The 16,521-nt window shown below is 66.2% G+C and carries 15 protein-coding genes and 1 pseudogene; 9 read left to right on the forward strand and 7 right to left on the reverse strand.

Translation table 11 applies throughout. The features are described 5' to 3' along the window. Positions 1 to 17: 17 nt before the first annotated feature. On the reverse strand, positions 18 to 1,049 hold the full coding sequence (locus FQU96_RS35225; RefSeq protein ID WP_146546094.1) for a LacI family DNA-binding transcriptional regulator: 1,032 nt from the start codon (positions 1,047 to 1,049) through the stop codon (positions 18 to 20). A 93-nt stretch (positions 1,050 to 1,142) separates the two neighbouring features. On the opposite strand from FQU96_RS35225, the gene FQU96_RS35230 reads away from it, so the two are divergent. Together FQU96_RS35230 and FQU96_RS35235 are read left to right on the forward strand one after the other, a co-directional pair. After that, positions 1,143 to 1,700 (forward strand): carboxymuconolactone decarboxylase family protein, encoded by a 558-nt coding sequence (locus FQU96_RS35230; RefSeq protein WP_178130941.1) that lies wholly within the window; start codon positions 1,143 to 1,145, stop codon positions 1,698 to 1,700. A 54-nt stretch (positions 1,701 to 1,754) separates the two neighbouring features. Further along, the gene (locus FQU96_RS35235; RefSeq protein WP_146546096.1) at positions 1,755 to 3,161 is read left to right on the forward strand and encodes an MmgE/PrpD family protein; all 1,407 of its coding nucleotides are present in this window, start codon (positions 1,755 to 1,757) and stop codon (positions 3,159 to 3,161) included. A 3-nt stretch (positions 3,162 to 3,164) separates the two neighbouring features. Here the strand turns inward: FQU96_RS35235 and FQU96_RS35240 are convergent, their stop codons facing one another. After that, complete coding sequence (locus tag FQU96_RS35240) at positions 3,165 to 4,259, reverse strand: M14 family metallopeptidase (RefSeq protein WP_146546097.1); 1,095 nt, start codon at positions 4,257 to 4,259, stop codon at positions 3,165 to 3,167. A gap of 18 nt (positions 4,260 to 4,277) precedes the next feature. After that, a complete protein-coding gene (locus tag FQU96_RS35245) occupies positions 4,278 to 5,186 on the reverse strand; it encodes a VOC family protein (protein WP_178130942.1) in 909 nt (302 codons plus the stop codon). A gap of 142 nt (positions 5,187 to 5,328) precedes the next feature. On the opposite strand from FQU96_RS35245, the gene FQU96_RS35250 reads away from it, so the two are divergent. Then, on the forward strand, positions 5,329 to 6,189 hold the full coding sequence (locus tag FQU96_RS35250; RefSeq protein WP_146546099.1) for a TIGR03620 family F420-dependent LLM class oxidoreductase: 861 nt from the start codon (positions 5,329 to 5,331) through the stop codon (positions 6,187 to 6,189). 796 nt (positions 6,190 to 6,985) lie between these two features. Here FQU96_RS35250 and FQU96_RS35255 read toward each other — a convergent pair. Beyond that, positions 6,986 to 7,873 carry an LLM class F420-dependent oxidoreductase gene (locus FQU96_RS35255; RefSeq protein ID WP_146546100.1) on the reverse strand — a complete coding sequence of 296 codons (888 nt, stop codon included), beginning with the start codon at positions 7,871 to 7,873 and terminating at the stop codon, positions 6,986 to 6,988. Positions 7,874 to 7,986: 113 nt separating this feature from the next. Between FQU96_RS35255 and fgd the strand changes: the two genes are divergently transcribed. From fgd to cofC, 4 genes are all read left to right on the forward strand, one after another. Continuing rightward, positions 7,987 to 8,991, forward strand: a complete 1,005-nt coding sequence (gene fgd / locus FQU96_RS35260; protein WP_146546101.1) for a glucose-6-phosphate dehydrogenase (coenzyme-F420) — start codon at positions 7,987 to 7,989, stop codon at positions 8,989 to 8,991. Positions 8,992 to 9,059: 68 nt separating this feature from the next. Further along, a complete protein-coding gene (cofE, locus tag FQU96_RS35265; protein ID WP_146546102.1) occupies positions 9,060 to 9,827 on the forward strand; it encodes a coenzyme F420-0:L-glutamate ligase in 768 nt (255 codons plus the stop codon). Next, positions 9,824 to 10,765 carry a 2-phospho-L-lactate transferase gene (cofD, locus tag FQU96_RS35270; protein ID WP_146546103.1) on the forward strand — a complete coding sequence of 314 codons (942 nt, stop codon included), beginning with the start codon at positions 9,824 to 9,826 and terminating at the stop codon, positions 10,763 to 10,765. Before cofE ends, cofD begins: the two co-directional genes overlap by 4 nt. A gap of 123 nt (positions 10,766 to 10,888) precedes the next feature. Then, entirely contained in the window at positions 10,889 to 11,569 is a 681-nt protein-coding gene (gene cofC / locus FQU96_RS35275) for a 2-phospho-L-lactate guanylyltransferase (RefSeq protein WP_146546104.1), read from the forward strand. A gap of 46 nt (positions 11,570 to 11,615) precedes the next feature. Here cofC and FQU96_RS35280 read toward each other — a convergent pair whose 3' ends face one another. Together FQU96_RS35280 and FQU96_RS35285 are read right to left on the reverse strand one after the other, a co-directional pair. Then, complete coding sequence (locus tag FQU96_RS35280; RefSeq protein ID WP_146546105.1) at positions 11,616 to 12,569, reverse strand: hypothetical protein; 954 nt, start codon at positions 12,567 to 12,569, stop codon at positions 11,616 to 11,618. Positions 12,570 to 12,649: 80 nt separating this feature from the next. Further along, positions 12,650 to 13,114 carry a MaoC family dehydratase gene (locus FQU96_RS35285; RefSeq protein ID WP_178130944.1) on the reverse strand — a complete coding sequence of 155 codons (465 nt, stop codon included), beginning with the start codon at positions 13,112 to 13,114 and terminating at the stop codon, positions 12,650 to 12,652. A 73-nt stretch (positions 13,115 to 13,187) separates the two neighbouring features. Here FQU96_RS35285 and FQU96_RS43215 point away from each other — a divergent pair. Then, a pseudogene (locus FQU96_RS43215) lies at positions 13,188 to 13,361 on the forward strand (helix-turn-helix domain-containing protein); the annotation flags it as partial. A gap of 9 nt (positions 13,362 to 13,370) precedes the next feature. After that, complete coding sequence (locus FQU96_RS35290) at positions 13,371 to 14,012, forward strand: hypothetical protein (protein WP_255468743.1); 642 nt, start codon at positions 13,371 to 13,373, stop codon at positions 14,010 to 14,012. Between the two features lie 106 nt (positions 14,013 to 14,118). Here FQU96_RS35290 and cofH read toward each other — a convergent pair whose 3' ends face one another. Continuing rightward, the gene (gene cofH / locus FQU96_RS35295; protein WP_255468744.1) at positions 14,119 to 16,482 is read right to left on the reverse strand and encodes a 5-amino-6-(D-ribitylamino)uracil--L-tyrosine 4-hydroxyphenyl transferase CofH; all 2,364 of its coding nucleotides are present in this window, start codon (positions 16,480 to 16,482) and stop codon (positions 14,119 to 14,121) included. Between the last annotated feature and the right edge of the window lie 39 nt (positions 16,483 to 16,521).

The raw sequence follows: 16,521 nt of genomic DNA on the forward strand, positions 1-16,521 counted from the left end.
CTTCCCCGTGATACGATTCAGATCGTGGGTGGCGGCGCGCAAGACTCGCGCAGCACGAGATCGACCGGCAGCAAGGCGCGCGACGGCCCGCTGCCGGGACCCTGGCGCAGACGCTGCAGCAGCAGCTCGGCCGCGGCGCGGCCCACCTCTTCGAGATTCCAGCGCAACGCGGTGATCGCCGGCGCATGCACGGCGGCCAGATCGGTATCGCCGATCGAGAGCATCGACAGATCACAGGGCACGGACAGGCGCAGTTCGCGCGCGGCGCGCAGCGCACCCGCCAGGATGCGGGTGCCGAGCGCGACCAGTGCCGTCGGCCGCGATGCCATGCCAAGCAGGGCCAGCGCATCGCCGTGCGCGAAATCCATCGACGATTCCTGCACGCAGACCTGCGCGCCGGCCGGATCGATGCCGGCCTCGGCGAACGCCGCCTGGAAGCCGTCGATGCGCTCGCGCCCGGGGCGCATCCTGGCGCCGGGCGTCAGCAGCGCGATGCGCCGATGGCCCAGCCCGATCAGATAGCGGGTCGCTGCGCGCGCACCACCGCGGTGATCGACCAGGACGGACGGCCACGGGACTTCGCCGTCTTCAGCCGGCGCGTCGCGATCGAGGATGACAACGGGCGCACCGCCGGCCGCGAGATCGCGCCAGGTCTTGTCGTTGGCGTTGCTGCCTGGTGCCACCAGGATGCCGTCCAGCCGCCGGCCGCGGAATGCCGCCGCCGCGGCGCGCTCGCGCGCGGGATCGTTGCCGGTGTTGGCCACCACCAGCAGGTAGCCGGCGTCACGCAGTCGGGCCTCGGCCGCCTGCACGATGCTGGCGTAGAGCGGATTGGCGACGTCCGACACCAAGCAACCGACCATGCCACTGGAGCGTGTCCGCAGGCTGCGCGCCAGGAAATCGGGCTGGTAACCCAGCCTGTCGGCGGCCGCCGCCACGTCGCGAGCAACCCGGGCGCTGACATGCTTGCCGCCGTTGAGCGCCCGCGAGGCCGAACCAAGGGAAACCCCGGCGGCCTGCGCGACATCGCGAATCGTCACTCCAGCCATTTGGAAACGATTTCTCAATAGGATCTTGAGTTCTTATTGACTCGGATGGTGCATTTGGCAAGAAGAATTAGAAACGTTTCCAGAAAGAGCCACATGACCCGATTGCCACCTCGGCCGCGTCCCTACGAGCCCGACATCGAGACGATGATGGACGGCATGCGCTTCGACGGTCCGGCGCCGCGACATCTCATGCAGGCGTTGGCCCATGCGCCCAAGTTCCTGATGCGTTTCCAGGCGATGGGCGGCACCTTGCTGTTCAGCGGCACGCTGCCGGCGCGCGAGCGCGAGATCGCCATCATGCGCACGGGCGCACGCACCGGCTCGGAATACGAGTGGGGCATGCATGTGCGGCTCTATCAGAAGCGCTGCGATCTGAGCGACGCGCAGATCCGGGCGACCCTGCACGGCAAGCCCGACGATCCGGTGTGGACGATGCGCGACACGCTGATCCTGCGTGCGGTTGACGAACTGCACGACACGTCGACAGTCTCGGACGCGCTGTGGACCGAGCTCGCAGCTCACTGGTCGCCCGAGCAACTGGTCGAGCTGGTCCTGACGATCGGCTACTACCACATGGCGGCGTTCTTCCTGAACGCGACGGGTGTGGCGCTTGAGGATGGTGCCGCGCGGTTCGCAGCCAAGGCAGAGTAGCCGCGCGCGTCCACATCGGTCGTGCCACAATGACGGGCTCGGCAGGAGTCCGTCATGAGCAGCTCAGCACCGCCCTTGTTGGCACACGCCACGCGCGATCTCGCACGCTTTGCGGCCGGCTTGCGATACGCCGACATTCCGGCGGCCGTCGTCGATCACATCAAGCTGAGCTTTCTCGACGGCCTGGGCGTATGCCTGCAGGGGGCGACCTTGCCATGGACCCGGATGGTGCGCGACCTCGTGCTGGAGGAGGGCGGCCATCCCATGGCTGCGCTGTGGGGCACGGGACGGCGCGCGTCGCTGGCGGGCGCCGTCCTGGTCAACAGCACCGCCGGCCACGCCTTCGAGATGGACGACATCCACAAGGAGTCGATCCTGCATCCGAACTCCCTGGCGGTGCCGGTGGCGCTCGCGCTGGCGGAGGCCGATCCGATGTTGACCGGCCGCGACATCGTGACGGCGCTGGTGGCAGGCTATGAAGTCGGGATCAGGATCGGCAATGCCGCGACGACGGCCCTGTTCCTGAACGGGTTTCATCCGCAGGGAACGTCCGGCGCCTTTGTCGCCGCCGCTACGGCTGGCCGATTGCTCGGGCTGAATGCTGGACACCTGCAGCACGCGCTGGGAATCGCCGGATCGCTGGGTGCCGGGCTGATGGCGGCGCAGGAGGGCGCCATGGTCAAGCGCCTGCACGCCGGGCGCGCGGCGCAGAGCGGCCTCAACAGCGCCCTGCTGGCGCGCAAGGGCTTCACGGGTATCCCCGATGTGGTGGAGGCTGGCTACGGCGGTTTCCTGAGCGCGTTTGCGCGTACACCCAACCCGGCGCGTCTCACCGACGGCTTGGCGACGGACTGGGAAGCCGCCAAGGTCGGCTTCAAGATGTACCCCAATGTCACGAGCATTCACGCTGCGCTCGATGCGTTGAAGGCGATCCTGATCGACGCGGGGTTGTTAGGCCGGGACATTGCCGCCGTCGATGTCGGCTGCGGCCACATGACGTTCGTGCATACGGCATGGACCTACAAGCCGACGGGCGTCACGGCGGCGCAGATGAACATGTACTATGGCCTGACCGTCATGGCGCTGCGCGGCGACTTGTCGGCAGCCGATTATGTCGAGGACCGGCTCGCCGATCCGGCGGTGCTGGCCTTCATCCCCCGCATCACCGTCGCTATCGACGACGAGATCGAGGCGATGGGCGTCGCCTTTCGCCATGCCGCGCGGGTCACGGTGAGGACGGTGGATGGTCGCACCATCCGGCATGAGGTCCTGCAACGACGCGGCAGCCCGGAGAATGCCGTCGACCGCCGTGACATCGAGCGCAAGTTCCGCGGCAACGTGGATGCGCTGTTGACGCCCGCGGCGGCGGATCGACTGCAGGGCCTCGCGGCCGATCTGGAGAGCCTGCCGAACGCCGCCGACATCTGCCGGATCCTGGCGGCGCCGGTTCGAGAGGCGTGATCGTCAATCTCTCCACGCCGCCAGACCGGTCAGCATCTGATCGGTGATGGTGATCCCGTCGTTCAACGTCGCCTGGCGCCAGCTGCCGTCGTAGGGGCAGAAGGCGTCCATCATGTCGGCCTGCAGCATGGCGCGCAGGTCGGGATCGAGGTCGCTCTGGCGCCGCAGCCACTGATCGAGTCGCAACACGCGGCGCATGCCCAGGCCACGGGTGCCGAATTCGACCACGGCGCCGCACATCGGCCGGTCACCCAGGAAGCGCTGCACGCCGTGAAACACCAGGCCGGTGTATTTCGGGTGCTCCATGCCGTGCGGGCGCACGCCGTCGATGTTCTCGCGACCCCACCACTGGCAGGCGCGCGCAAAGAGCGGGCCGCTCGGCTCGTTGAAGCTGAGGAAGAACGGCTTGCCGTAATCGCCGATGCCGGTGTGCCAGTCGATGAAAGCGACACGTTCGGCGCCGGCCAGCGTCTCGGCGACGACAGTCTCCAGCGTGTGGTTCGACCACTCGCGAGCGGTACCGCCGAAGATCAGCCCGTCGGGATGCCGATACTGCCCACGCGCCAGGGTGTCGAACAGCACATCGGGTCCGTGCGCTGCGGTGAAGCGTTCCAGAGCCGCATCGACACGCGCGTTCTCGGCCTCGGTCCACTGCGCCAGTACCAGATCGCCGTGCAAGGTCTCGTAGTGGCGGTTGTCGGGCGCGCCGTTGCTGCGATCGATGAAGTTGCGGTTGAGGTCAACGTTATTTTCGGTGGTGCGCGTGAAGTGGGCAAAGCCATAGGGGTTCAGCCCGTGCACCAGCACCACGCCAACTCCATCCGCCAGTTTGGCCGCACCGCCGCTCTTGAGCCAGCCGACCTGCACAGCCGAGCCGGAGAAACCTTCCTGGCCGTGGGTGCCGCTGACGATCAGCGCCTGCCGCGGCGCGCGGCGATCGCCAAAGCAGGCGACGTCGATGGCCAGCGGTCCGCCGTCCGGCGCCGTCTCCTCGGGGTGGGTGAAGGAACGGATGTCTCCCTGTGCAGCGCGCGCCGCCGCCAGGAACTTGCCTCGCGCGGTCTTGTAGGCCGCCGCGAAGCACTCGTGGTACTGCATGATCCCTCGACCAAAGGTTTACTGAATGAACTCCAGGGTGGCGTTGAATGCCTGCGCTGCCGGAACGACCAGTCGATCGTTGCCGTCGACCACGCCGGCGATGCCGCCGTCGCGCAGCGCCCGCGCCGATTTCGCCAGCGACGTCGTGCGCAACGTCAGGCCCGCCATGTAGGCGGTACGACCCTCGGCATGGGGGCAGGCGTCGCCGAACTGGCGTCGCAGCGTTGGTTCATTGACGATATCGACGCGGGCGTTGCCGACGATCAACGCCTTGCCGCCGTCGATGTCGCGGACCAGTTCTGAACCGAACATGTCGGCATAGAGCCGTACCGCCGCGGCGGGGTCGGGCTCGACGATCATGACGCGGGCGACGGCGACGACGCCGTTGGCGTGATGGCGCCACTCGTCGCGCCACACCAGATCGCGCGTGAAATGGTGGCAGAAATAGACGCGGCCGTAGGGCGGCACGCCGGCCTTCATGCGCACCGTGCGGAAGCGCGCGTCGCGGTCCTGGCCATCGATGCGCACCGGGCGCGTGAACTCGACGGGCGCATCGATCGGCACGCCGGCGGTGCTGACGGCGGCATAGGTTGCCGCCGAATCCTCGCTGCCGAACACCAAGCCGTTCAGCCCGGTGGCATAGGTCAGCAGGTCGAGCCGGCCGCTGGTGGCCCCCTTGGGAACCGCGATCAGCTCGAGATAGTCGGTGCCGAACATCGCCAGATGGTTCATGGAACCCAGCGAATGATAGCCCCGTTCGGTGAGCGTGAAGCCCAGGCGGCGATAGGTCTCGGCGGCGCGGTCCATGTCGTCGCGTGCGTTGATCACCACATGATCCAATGTCGCTGCCGGTAAAGCCATCTCGCCATCCTCCCAGGCCACGCTCACGCCATCACCATCGGCCATCGTGGCACGACGGACGCGCAAGAATTTCTCATCTTTCGTATCAAACCTTTCAACCATGAAAAAATGTTCTACAGATCACCGCACTGTTAGGACGCCGCGCTGCCCATGGTGTTCGCTCCGGTCTAGACTGTTGCCATGAAGTCCTCATCGAGGAGATATTGACATGGCATTGGGACGTCTTGGCGTTTGGTATCCAGTCGACCGGCTGGACGGGCCGGGATTGCGGACGCTGCTGAAACTGGTGGAAGGCAGCGGCTATTCGGCTTTCTGGTATCCCGAATCGGCGGGCTATGAATCGTTGGCTTTGGGCGGCTTCCTGCTGCAGAACAGCCAGCGGCTGATGGTCGGCAGTTCAATCGCGAATATCTATGCACGCGATCCCTATACGGCGCGCCGCGGGCTCGCGACTCTAAACGGTCTCTACGATAACCGCTTCATCCTGGGCCTGGGTGTGAGCCACATCCCCTTGGTCGAGGGCCTGCGCGGCCATCGCTACGACAAGCCGATTCCGGCGATGCGGGCCTATCTCGACGGCATCACCAAGGATCAACGGGGCGCAGAGGACTGGCCGATCGTGCTGGCGGCGCTGCGGCCCAAGATGTTGGAACTGAGCGCCAAGCGGACGCGCGGGGCAGTGCCCTACAACGTGACGCCCGAGCACACCGCGCAGGCGGCCAAGGTGCTGGGTCCGTCGAAGTGGCTGGCGGTCGAGCAGAAGGTCACCCTGGAGACTGACCAGACCAAGGCGCGCGCCCTGGGGCGCAAGGAGTTGGCGCGCTACCTGGTATTGCCGAACTACCGCAACAGCTGGCTGGAGCAGGGCTTCAGCGAAGACGAACTGGCCAACGGTGGCAGCGACCGCTTCATCGATGCGATGGTGCTGTGGGGCGACGCCGATACCGTCAGGGCCGGACTGCGCCGGCACTTCGACGCCGGTGCCACGCACCTGGCCATCCAGCCGGTGCACGCCGAGGGCGACATCGCCGCCCGCGACCGCATCCTCACGGCGCTGGCGGACACCTGATTCCCTTTTCCCGCGCTGTCTTCTACTTTCCCCTGCTTGCGGGGGAAGGTAGAAGAACACCGCTCAAGTCCACATGCGATAGCCCTGCCCCCCGAGGGCAGGGCTATCGCATGTGGCCCGAGGGTGTTGGCTCAAGCCGCAGCAACACATGCCGGGGGCGCGCCGTTCCGTGGCGCGTCATGGCTTGCGCTACCGCGCGCGAGACAACGACGAAGTCGCGATGAGTGTCGCGAGAATTTTTCTGTGAAGTCGATTTTTGGACTCTTGTCCACGCCGCACATGGCGCTGTAGACGGCCGGAAGGTCGCGTCCTCGCCGCCGGAGGTATCGGGCGTTTCGTGGGCCCCGCGTCATGGGGCAAAGCCGCCGCCGGGCTCGACGGGCGTTTCGGCCGCCACCGTTACAGGCACACAGAATGATCCGCTGCCGCCCCCCTGATTCGGCAGGCCCTTCATCCAGCGTCCCGCAGCCGAACCGATGCATGGACTTCCGCAATTTCCGCAACCCCTATTGCGTCTCGCCGAGGGCTTTCTGTCGCGTTTCTGTCAGGTCAAGAGAATCGGCTCACGCCTTGGAATCGCTGCCATCAGGCGTTTCTGTCGCTTCTGTCACCGTGGTCGCAGCCACACTCATTTCCCGGGAGCGTGGGCGTCCCGCCCGCTCATGTCAGGCGAAAGCGAAGCTTTCGCCTGATGCGGGCCAGAGGTCCGCACTCCCACGAACGTCGCTTCGCTCGCGACAACAGCGAAATCGCGATGAGATGTGTGAATCCGACAGCAGCGAAGCTGGGGAGTATCTCACAGCAGATCAGCAACGGCGTTGTGGTAGCGGCGCAGCGCATCGACGTGTTCGGCCATGGTGCGGCCGGCCATGCGCTTGTGGTGGTAGCCGCCGTAGGCGTTGTGCAGGGTGATGTGGGTTACGCCGGCCTTCTTCCAGTAGAGGAATTCCTCGCGCCACTGGGCTTCGGCGCCGGTGGCCGTCGACGTCCACACCTCGATCCCGACGCTCTTGGGGTCGCGGCCTTCCTCGGCGGTATAGCGGCGCAGTGTATCGAACGCGGCCAGTGCGTCGTCGCCCGGCGGATGTGCCAGCATCATCCAGCCGTCGCCCCATTTGGCGGTTCGGCGCAGGGTGACGTCCATGTGGCCCCCGAACCACAGCGGGATCGTGCCGTGCGGCGGTCGCGGGTTGATGCCGGCATCGGGGATGGTGTGCCAGGCGCCTTTGACGTCGACGAAGGGCTGCGACCACAGCGCCTGCATCACCGTGACCTGTTCCTCGGACCGCTTGCCACGATTGCGGAAGTTCTCGTTCAGGCCGACGAATTCCACCTCGTTCCAGCCCACGCCGATGCCGAACCGGAAGCGGCCACCGCTCAGCACAGCGAGGCTTGCGGCCTGCTTGGCCGCCAGCACCGTCTGCCGCTGCGGCAGGATCAGCACCTGTGTCGACAACTCGGCCCTGGTCGTGCTGGCGGCGATGAAGGCGAACAGCACGAAGGGGTCGTGATACAGGCTCGACGCCGTCGTGCGGCCCGTGGCCGTGGCCGGGTTGCTGCCCAGCACGTGGTCGGGCAGGGACAGGCCGTCATAACCGGTGTCTTCGGCAATCTGCGCGAATTCGCGCACGACGGCAGGCTCGCCGCCGATATCGCCCAGCGGCATTGCAACATCCAGATGCATGGGTTGCGTCCTCTCTATGAGGTGGTTCCAGAGCGCCGCTCAGTCTATAGACTGCGGCCCCGGAGGCCAGGGTCGCGGGGCACAGGTCGCGACGGGCGAGGGAGTACGTCATCGTGCTGAAACTCGGATACAAGGCGTCGGCTGAGCAGTTCGCGCCGGGCGCATTGCTCGACTTTTCCACTCTGGCCGAAACGGCGGGTTTCGACTCGGTGTTCGTCAGCGACCACTTCCAGCCGTGGAAGCACAACGACGGCCATGCGCCGTCATCGCTGGCCTGGCTGGGCGCGCTGGGCGCCCGCACGTCGCGCGTGGTCATCGGTACCAGCGTGCTGACGCCGACCTTCCGCTACCATCCCTCCATCGTGGCCCAGGTGTTCGGTACCTTGGGCGCCATGTTCCCCGGCCGCGTGGTGCTGGGCATCGGCACCGGCGAATCGCTGAACGAGGTGCCGGCCACCGGCGCGCCGTGGCCCGAGTTCAAGGAACGTTTCGCGCGCCTGCGCGAGGCGGTGACCCTGATCCGCACCCTGTGGCGCGACGAGCGGGTGAGCTTCGAGGGCCAGTACTATCGCACCGAGAAGGCGACGATCTACGATCGCCCGGCGACGCCGGTGCCGATCTATGTCGCGGCGGCGGGCGCGCTGGTGGCGAAATACGCCGGCCGTACCGCCGACGGCTTCATCTGCACCAGCGGCAAGGATCCCAAGCTCTACACCGAGACCTTGCTGCCCAAGGTGGCCGAGGGTGTCGCCGAGACGGCGGGCAAGGAAGCCACATATGACCGCATGATCGAGGTGAAGGTGTCGTTCGACACCGACCGCGAGCGCGCGCTGCAGGACACGCGGCACTGGGCGGCGCTGGCGCTGTCGGCCGAGGAGAAGATGTCGGTCGAGGATCCGGCCGAGATGGAGCGCCTGGCCAATGCGCTGCCGCTGGAGCGCGCCGCCAGCCGCTGGATCGTCTCCAGCGATCCCGACGAGCAGGTCGAGAAGATCGCGACCTACGTCAATCTCGGCTTCCGGCATCTGGTGTTCCACGCCCCGGGGCCGGACCAGCCGCGGTTCCTGAAGCTCTACGGCGAACAGGTGTTGCCGCGCCTGCGCAAGCGTTTCGGCTGATGGTGATGGCATCTGTCTTCCTTCGCTTCACTGAGGACGGCAGTGTGTTGGGTCCATAGGTCGCGCACATGAGTCCAATGACATCCGTCCAGCTCCTGGCACTGCCCGGCATCCCCATGGTGCAGGCAGGCGATGACCTTGCGGCGCTGATCGACGCAGGCCTGAAGCGCGCCGGCCTGACGCTGCAGGCGGGTGATGTGCTGGTGGTGGCGCAGAAGATCGTGTCCAAGGCGGAAGGACGCCTGATCGATCTCGCGACCGTTACGCCGTCGGCCGAAGCTGCGACGCTGGCGGCCGAAGTGCAGAAGGACCCGCGCGTCATCGAGCTGATCCTGTCGGAATCGGTGCGCGTGGTGCGCGCGAGGCCAGGGCTGGTGATCACCCAGCATCGCCTGGGCTTCGTCATGGCCAATGCCGGTGTCGATCAGTCCAACGTCGACTCGACGGATGCAGCGCCCAAGGCACTGTTGTTGCCGCGCGATCCTGATGGCAGCGCCGAGGCATTGCGCGTCCGCCTTGGCGGTGGTGTGCCGATCGGCGTGATCATCAATGACAGTTTCGGTCGCGCCTGGCGGCGCGGCACCGTGGGCGTGGCGATCGGCGCCGCTGGCCTGCCGGCGCTGCTCGACCTGCGTGGCACACCCGATCTGTTCGGCCGCGCGCTGCAGGTGACCATCACCGGCTTCGCCGACGAGATCGCAGCCGCTGCCTCGCTGGTGATGGGACAGGCCGACGAAGCGCAGCCCGTGGTGCTGGTGCGCGGTCTTACCTGGAATGCGCCGTCGACATCGGTGGTCGAGTTGGTGCGGCCGCCGGCGGAGGATCTGTTTCAATGAGCGGTGGTCTGGTCGTCGCGCTATCCGGCGGCGTCGGCGGCGCCAAGCTCGCACTGGGTCTCAGTCGCGTGCTGCCGGTCGACGAACTGCTGATCGTGGCCAACACCGGCGACGATTTCGAGCACCTGGGACTCAGCATCTGTCCCGACATCGACACGCTGAGCTATGCCCTGGCCGGTCTCGATAATCCGGTCACCGGCTGGGGCCGGCGCGACGAGACATGGTCGTTCATGGAAAGCCTGGCGGCGTTGGGCGGCGAGGACTGGTTCCGGCTTGGCGATCGCGATCTTGCGGTCCATGTCGAGCGCACGCAGCGCCTGCGCGCCGGCCAGACATTGTCGCAGGTCACCGCCGATTTCAGCCGGCGCCTGGGCATCGGGCCGCGCATCGTGCCGATGACCGACGATCGCCTGCGCACGCGGTTGCGCATCGATGGCGGTTGGGTCGACTTCCAGGACTACTTCGTGCGTCAGCAGGCGCGGCCGGCAATCCGCGAGATCGCCTTCGAGGGCGCCGTCGGTGCCCGCCCGCAGCCCGATGTCATGGCCGCCCTGAAAGGTGGCGGCCTGCGGGCCGTGGTGATCTGTCCGTCGAATCCCTTCATCAGCATCGGGCCGATCCTGGCCGTACCAGGCCTGCGCGACGCCATCGCCCACTGTGGCGCACCCGTCGTTGCCGTGTCGCCGATCATCGGTGGTCGCGCCGTGAAGGGCCCGACCGCCAAGATGATGACGGAGCTCGGTCTGGAGGCGACGTCGGCCGCGGTAGCGCGCCGCTACGGCGATCTGTTGGACGGCTACATCGTCGACACGGTCGATGCCGACGATGTGGCGGGCCTGGACCTCAAGATCACCGTCGCACCGACGCTGATGACGTCGCTTGAGGACAAGGTGGCTTTGGCCCGCGTGGCGCTGGCGGCCGCCGACGCCTTGCGATGAGGCGGCTTGGCAAATCTTCCCTCCCTCACTTAGTGGGGAGGGTGGCCGTTTCGCCGCTTCGACGCCTCGCGTCGAAACGTCGTATCGGGGCGCTTCCCAGCGAAGCTGGGGAGGGATCATGACATGACCACCGACATCTGGGCCGTGGTGCCGGTCAAGGAGCTGGAGGGTGCCAAGCAGCGCCTGGCGACGCTGCTGACGCCGGCGCAGCGCTCGGCGTTGGCCGAAGTGATGGTGAAAGAGGTGCTGGACGCCATCGCCGGTGCCCGGCGCCTGGCCGGCATCATCGTCGTGACGCTGGATCCCACGGTGGCTGCTTACGCCACACGCCTGGGTGCGCGCATCGTCACTGACGGCGCCCGCGATGGCCACACTGGCAGCGTGATGGGCGGCGCACGCTACCTGCTGCGTGAGAGGCTGGGTGGTATGATCACCATGCCGGGCGACATCCCGGCGGTGGCAGCGGCCGAGGTCGACGCCGTATTGGAAGCACATCAGGCAGCGCCATCCTTCACCATCGCGCCGGCGCACGACGAGCTGGGCTCCAACGCGGTCGTCTGCTCGCCGCCCGACTCGGTGCCGCTGCGCTTCGGGGAGAACAGCTATTTCCCGCACCTCGACGCGGCGCGCAGCTGCGGCATCGAGCCCACGATCGTGCGTCAGCCCGGCATCGCGATGGACATCGACCATCCCGTCGACCTGGCCGCCTTCCTGCGCCTGCCGCAATCGGCCGGCACGCGCACCCGTGCCTTCCTCGAGGAGGCCGGCGTGCCGCAACTGCTGTTGGCGCAGGCAATTCCCTAGAGCGACCGACCGGCTGAGCCGATCAAAGTTTCGGCACCCCAATACGTCAAATCTCGCGAACGGCAAGCCACCTAACAATTGCTGCCGAAACGGCTGCACATCCATACACGACAGCGGCCAATAGCGAGTAGGGCGATGTTATCAAGCGGCCCTCGACCATCTGCAAAACGAAGATGAAAGCGGGAGCAACTGCAAGCACGACACGAACCGTCAACGGTGATGCCAGCGAAATAGCGACTTGGTTAACATAACTTGATACGACGATAAGTGCGGTTGCGGCCAGCAGCGCACCATCAATCCAGCCAAGCCCCTTCGGCAGGCTGGCCGAGGAGTATGCAGTGGCGATAGTGGCGACAATAGCCGCGCCTGGATAGCGGAATGCCAGCACGGCGCATGGTGTCGCCCCGGCGTCGTTGAGTTTGCGACAGAGCATTGTGCTGACGGAGATGAAAACTCCGCCGGCTATAGCAAGCAGCACTCCTACTACACGCTCGCCGATCGGCTGAGGGCCGCTGCCAGAGCGCCCAGACAATACGACAACAGCGGCAAATACTAACGCTGTGAGCAAGACGCCGCAGGAAACTCGCTCCGCGAGCGTCAGGCCTACCGCGCGCTTGCCTCGTGTGCGATAGCCCTCGACCCAGATGACTGACAAAGGGCCGATGCCAGAATAGAGAATTTGTACGATTGCCGGCTCAATGAGCTTCAAGGCATAGAGAAAGGTGATCCATGCGCCTGCAGACGTCACGTTCACCCATAGCAGGTAGCCCGGTCGGCTCCGGAATGCAGTCATGCTCTGACGGCTATGGAGGCCGGTGGGTAGAAACACCAGGGTACACAGAGTGAAGGCTGTTGCCGCCAAGACAAGGGGCGTGATCCGCTGCACCGCGGCTCCGAGATACACATCTCGCAAGACAGACAGGCACACAAAGACGACCGCCGCCAGAAATCCGGTAGCTTCGTGCCCGTGCTCCGCTCCGCGAAGGTCATTCTTTCCCATAGCTCCGCCGATATGCGGTGACAGACAATCTCCTGCTCTGTGGCGGTGAGCTGCCTGCGAGTGGACGGGTCCGTCTTGACCTAGGGAGAAGCAGGAGTGTGCGCTCCTTTTCTGACAAGTTCGGACAGTGAAAAGCGCAGCACGATCTCGCCGGCCTGATTGATCAGTTCCGTCAGGTTGGTAACGATTCCCCGGTCGGGTTGGCTTTTTGACGGCCGCATCGCCGTAATAGTGATGCGAACGCGCAGGCGGTCGTCGGGCAGGACGGGTTTGAGCAGCCGGAATTCATCGATGCCCAGTCCGGCGATGGGAAGAATGTCGAAGAAGCCGGACTGATGGGCGAGCTTCATGGTGATTGCCAGGGAGTGGATGCCTGAGGCGGAGAGGTCGCCGGCGAATGATGCTTTCGCCGCCTGTTCATCGACGTGATAGGTCTGCGGATCCCATTCCCGAGCGAAAGTCAGGATCGATTCGCGCGTGATGTGAAATGAGCTCGGTGATTCGAACCTGTCGCCCACGGTGACATCCTCGAAGTATCGCGTCACGGCGTTCCTCCGGTGAACTGTCTGGTAGGATGGCCGCGCGGGTTTGGGTCCGACAACTACCTGAGATGTAGTTATGAACCATGAAGCGACATTCGCGCCGCATCTGCGTTGGTGGCGCAGACACCGTGGGCTATCTCAACTGGAGCTTGCGTTACGCGCAGACGTATCTCAGCGACATGTCAGCTTCTTGGAGTTGGGTCGAACACTGCCGAGTCGCGAAATGGTCCTTCGGTTGGCCACGGCTTTGGATGTGCCTTTGAAGCAGCAGAACACCTTGCTGCAGGCGGCGGGGTTTGCGTCCGTGTGGCGCGAAAGCGCGCTGAACGAATCGGCGCTTTCGATCGTCGATCGGTCGCTCGACTTCCGGCTGAGACAACACGAGCCTTATCCAGCCCTGGTGGTGGATCGGCGGTGGAACGTTCTGCGCGAAAACGAAGCTTCCCGGCGGTTAACCCGCTTTCTCAACGGCGTGCCGGACACACCGTCGGATTCCGCCTCGCCGGTCAATCTCGCCGACGTTTTTCTCGCACCACACGGTCTTCGCCCGTTGATCTCCAACTGGTCAGAAGTCGCGCGTGCCTTCGTACAGGTCGTTCAATCCGATGCGCTGATGGATGGGTCCAAGGAGACCGCCGCGCTGCTGGCACGGCTGTTACGCTATCCGGACGTCACGACCCTGGCAGACATGCCGCGACTGCGCGAGCCGAGGGAGCCGATTCTCACGATCGAAATCGTGAAAGACTCGGTTTCGCTCAAACTGTTCACCGTGATCACGACGCTGGGAACGCCGCAGGATATCACCGCCCAGGAGATCCGGATCGAGAGTTTCTTTCCAGGCGATCCCGAAACGGCGCAATGGCTGGAGCGTACATCTCAAAAAGACGAACCGAGACGATAGCGTCGACGTGCCGTACGGAGGCACTTTCCAGCCAAGCTGGAGCGATCGTGTAGGATGATGGGATCTCCTCTCCCCGCCCTCGCGGGGTGAGGGGTGATCACCCGCCCTAAGCCGCGACGCGCTTGCGGGGCGGAGTCTGGACGATCGGGGCCAGTTCGCCGGCGACGAAGGACGCGGCGCGGCGTTCTTCGGGCACCGGGTTGTAGAGCGTGTCGCGCTGCTGCGGCATCCGCCCGATGGAGCGGATCAGCTCTTCCATCGCGGCCGGCGGGAATTCCTGGCCGTGCTGCGTGCCGGCGGCGCGCGAGATGCTCTCGTTCATCAAGGTGCCGCCCAGGTCGTTGGCGCCGGAGTCGAGGCAGATCGCGGCGCCGGCCGGGCCCATCTTCACCCAGGACGTCTGGATGTTGGGGATCAGCGGGTGCAGCGCGAGCCGCGCCACGGCATGCATCAGCACGGCCTCGCGGAAGGTCGGGCCCTTGCGGGCGCGGCCATGCAGGTACATCGGCGCTTCCATGTGCACGAAGGGCAGCGGCACGAACTCGGTGAAGCCGCCGGTCTCGGCCTGCAGGTCGCGCAGCGCCAGCAGGTGACGCGCCCAGTTGAGAGGCGTCTCGACATGGCCATACATGATCGTGGATGTCGTGCGCAGGCCCAGCCCGTGTGCGGCGCGCGCCACATCGAGCCACTGCGCCGTGTTCACCTTGTCGGGGCAGATGATGGCGCGGATCTCGTCGTCGAGGATCTCGGCCGCGGTGCCGGGCAGGGTACCCAGGCCGCCGGTCTGCAGCTGGGCCAGGAAGTCGCTGACCGACAGCTTCAGCGTGGCGGCGCCCTGCGTCACTTCCAGTGGGGAGAAGGCGTGGATGTGCATGCCGGGCACCGCCGCCTTGATGGCGCGGCAGATCCCAGCGTAGGTCTCGCCGGTGTAGTCCGGATGGATGCCGCCCTGCAGGCAGACCTCGGTGGCGCCGCGCTCCCAGGCCTCGACGGCGCGGCGCGTGATTTCCTCCAGCGCCAGGTCGTAGGGCGTGCCGCGCAGTTCCTCGTGCGTCTTGCCCTTGGAAAAGGCGCAGAAGCGGCAGCGGAAATAGCAGATGTTGGTGTAGTTGATGTTGCGGTTGACGACGTAGCGCACGATGTCGCCGCTCACCGACGCGCGCAGTGCGTTGGCGGCGCTGGTGACGTGGCGGTAGTCGGCATCGCGGGCCGCGAACAACCTTGTGATGTCGTTCGTCTCGAGCCGCTCGCCCGACGTGGCGCGATCGACGGTACGGCTCAGCGCGACGTCGACCGCCGGCAGGAAGAGATAGGGTGTCGGCGGCGGCGTGGTGTTGCCCGGCGCCCAGTCATCATCCCGCGCCAGCCCATCGGCATCGCTCATGCGGCGCACGCGCGTGGCCACCTCGGGCGCGAGCCAGGTATCAGGCTGGCGCGCATAGGCGGGGTAGACCGGCAGACGGTTCACCAGCAGCTTGCCGGTCTCGGCGCTCAGCCGCGACAGCTCGGTGATGGCCGGCCACGGCGCTTCGGGATTGACGTGGTCGGGCGTCACCGGCGACACGCCGCCCCAGTCGTTCAGTCCGGCCGCGACCAAGCGCTGATAGACGCCGGGCGACAGGTTGGGCGGCGCCTGCAGGTTCATGTCAGGACCCAGGATCAGCCGCGCCGCGGCGATGGTCCACAGCAGGTCGTCGAGATCGGGCTCCGGCGCATCGGCACGCTTGGTGTCGGGTTTGGCGCGGAAGTTCTGGATGATCACTTCCTGGATGTGGCCGTGCTCGGCGTGCAGGTCGCGGATGGCGCGCAATGCGTCCAGTCGCTCGGCGCGGGTTTCGCCGATGCCGATCAGGATCCCGGTCGTGAACGGGACTTTCAGTTCGCCGGCCAGCCGCAGGGTCTCCAGGCGCACGGCCGGATGCTTGTCGGGCGAGCCGTAGTGCACGCCGCCCGGTTCGCACAGGCGCGTGCTGGTCGACTCCAGCATGATGCCCTGGCTCGCCGTGACCTCGCGCAGGGCGGCGATCTCCTCGCGCGTCATCACGCCGGGATTGGCGTGCGGCAGCAGGCCGGTCTCGCGCAATACCAGCGCACACATCGCACGCAGGTAGGCGATGGTGCTGTCGTATCCCAGCGCGGCCAGCGCCTCGCGCGCGGCGCGGTAGCGCAGCTCGGGCTTGTCGCCCAGGGTGAACAGCGCCTCGGTGCAGCCGGCGGCAGCACCGGCGCGGGCGATCGCCAGCACCTGCTCGGGCGACAGGTACGCGGGCTCGCCATTGCGCGGCCGTTGCGCGAACGTGCAGTAGTGGCAGACATCCCGACACAGGTGCGTCAGCGGGATGAACACCTTGCGCGAATAGGAGATCAGCCGGCCGTGGCCCTGGTCACGCAGGGCGGCGGCGGCCGCGAGCAGGTCGTCCAATGGCGCCTGCTCTAATCGCCCCATGAGGGGAATCTGCGACTCGGTCATGGCGGCATCGTGTAGCATCATCCGGCATGATGCAATCGA

The organism is Reyranella sp. CPCC 100927, assembly GCF_007859315.1.
In the GTDB taxonomy this organism is placed as follows: domain Bacteria; phylum Pseudomonadota; class Alphaproteobacteria; order Reyranellales; family Reyranellaceae; genus Vineibacter.

Excerpts from the sequence above, each read along its gene's own strand:
- FQU96_RS35225 (WP_146546094.1), bottom strand. The coding sequence starts at position 1,049 with ATGGCTGGAGTGACGATTCGCGATGTCGCGCAGGCCGCCGGGGTTTCC.
- FQU96_RS35230 (WP_178130941.1), top strand. The coding sequence starts at position 1,143 with ATGACCCGATTGCCACCTCGGCCGCGTCCCTACGAGCCCGACATCGAG.
- FQU96_RS35235 (WP_146546096.1), top strand. The coding sequence starts at position 1,755 with ATGAGCAGCTCAGCACCGCCCTTGTTGGCACACGCCACGCGCGATCTC.
- FQU96_RS35240 (WP_146546097.1), bottom strand. The coding sequence starts at position 4,259 with ATGCAGTACCACGAGTGCTTCGCGGCGGCCTACAAGACCGCGCGAGGC.
- FQU96_RS35250 (WP_146546099.1), top strand. The coding sequence starts at position 5,329 with ATGGCATTGGGACGTCTTGGCGTTTGGTATCCAGTCGACCGGCTGGAC.
- FQU96_RS35255 (WP_146546100.1), bottom strand. The coding sequence starts at position 7,873 with ATGCATCTGGATGTTGCAATGCCGCTGGGCGATATCGGCGGCGAGCCT.
- cofE (WP_146546102.1), top strand. The coding sequence starts at position 9,060 with ATGAGTCCAATGACATCCGTCCAGCTCCTGGCACTGCCCGGCATCCCC.
- cofD (WP_146546103.1), top strand. The coding sequence starts at position 9,824 with ATGAGCGGTGGTCTGGTCGTCGCGCTATCCGGCGGCGTCGGCGGCGCC.
- cofC (WP_146546104.1), top strand. The coding sequence starts at position 10,889 with ATGACCACCGACATCTGGGCCGTGGTGCCGGTCAAGGAGCTGGAGGGT.
- FQU96_RS35280 (WP_146546105.1), bottom strand. The coding sequence starts at position 12,569 with ATGGGAAAGAATGACCTTCGCGGAGCGGAGCACGGGCACGAAGCTACC.
- cofH (WP_255468744.1), bottom strand. The coding sequence starts at position 16,482 with ATGACCGAGTCGCAGATTCCCCTCATGGGGCGATTAGAGCAGGCGCCA.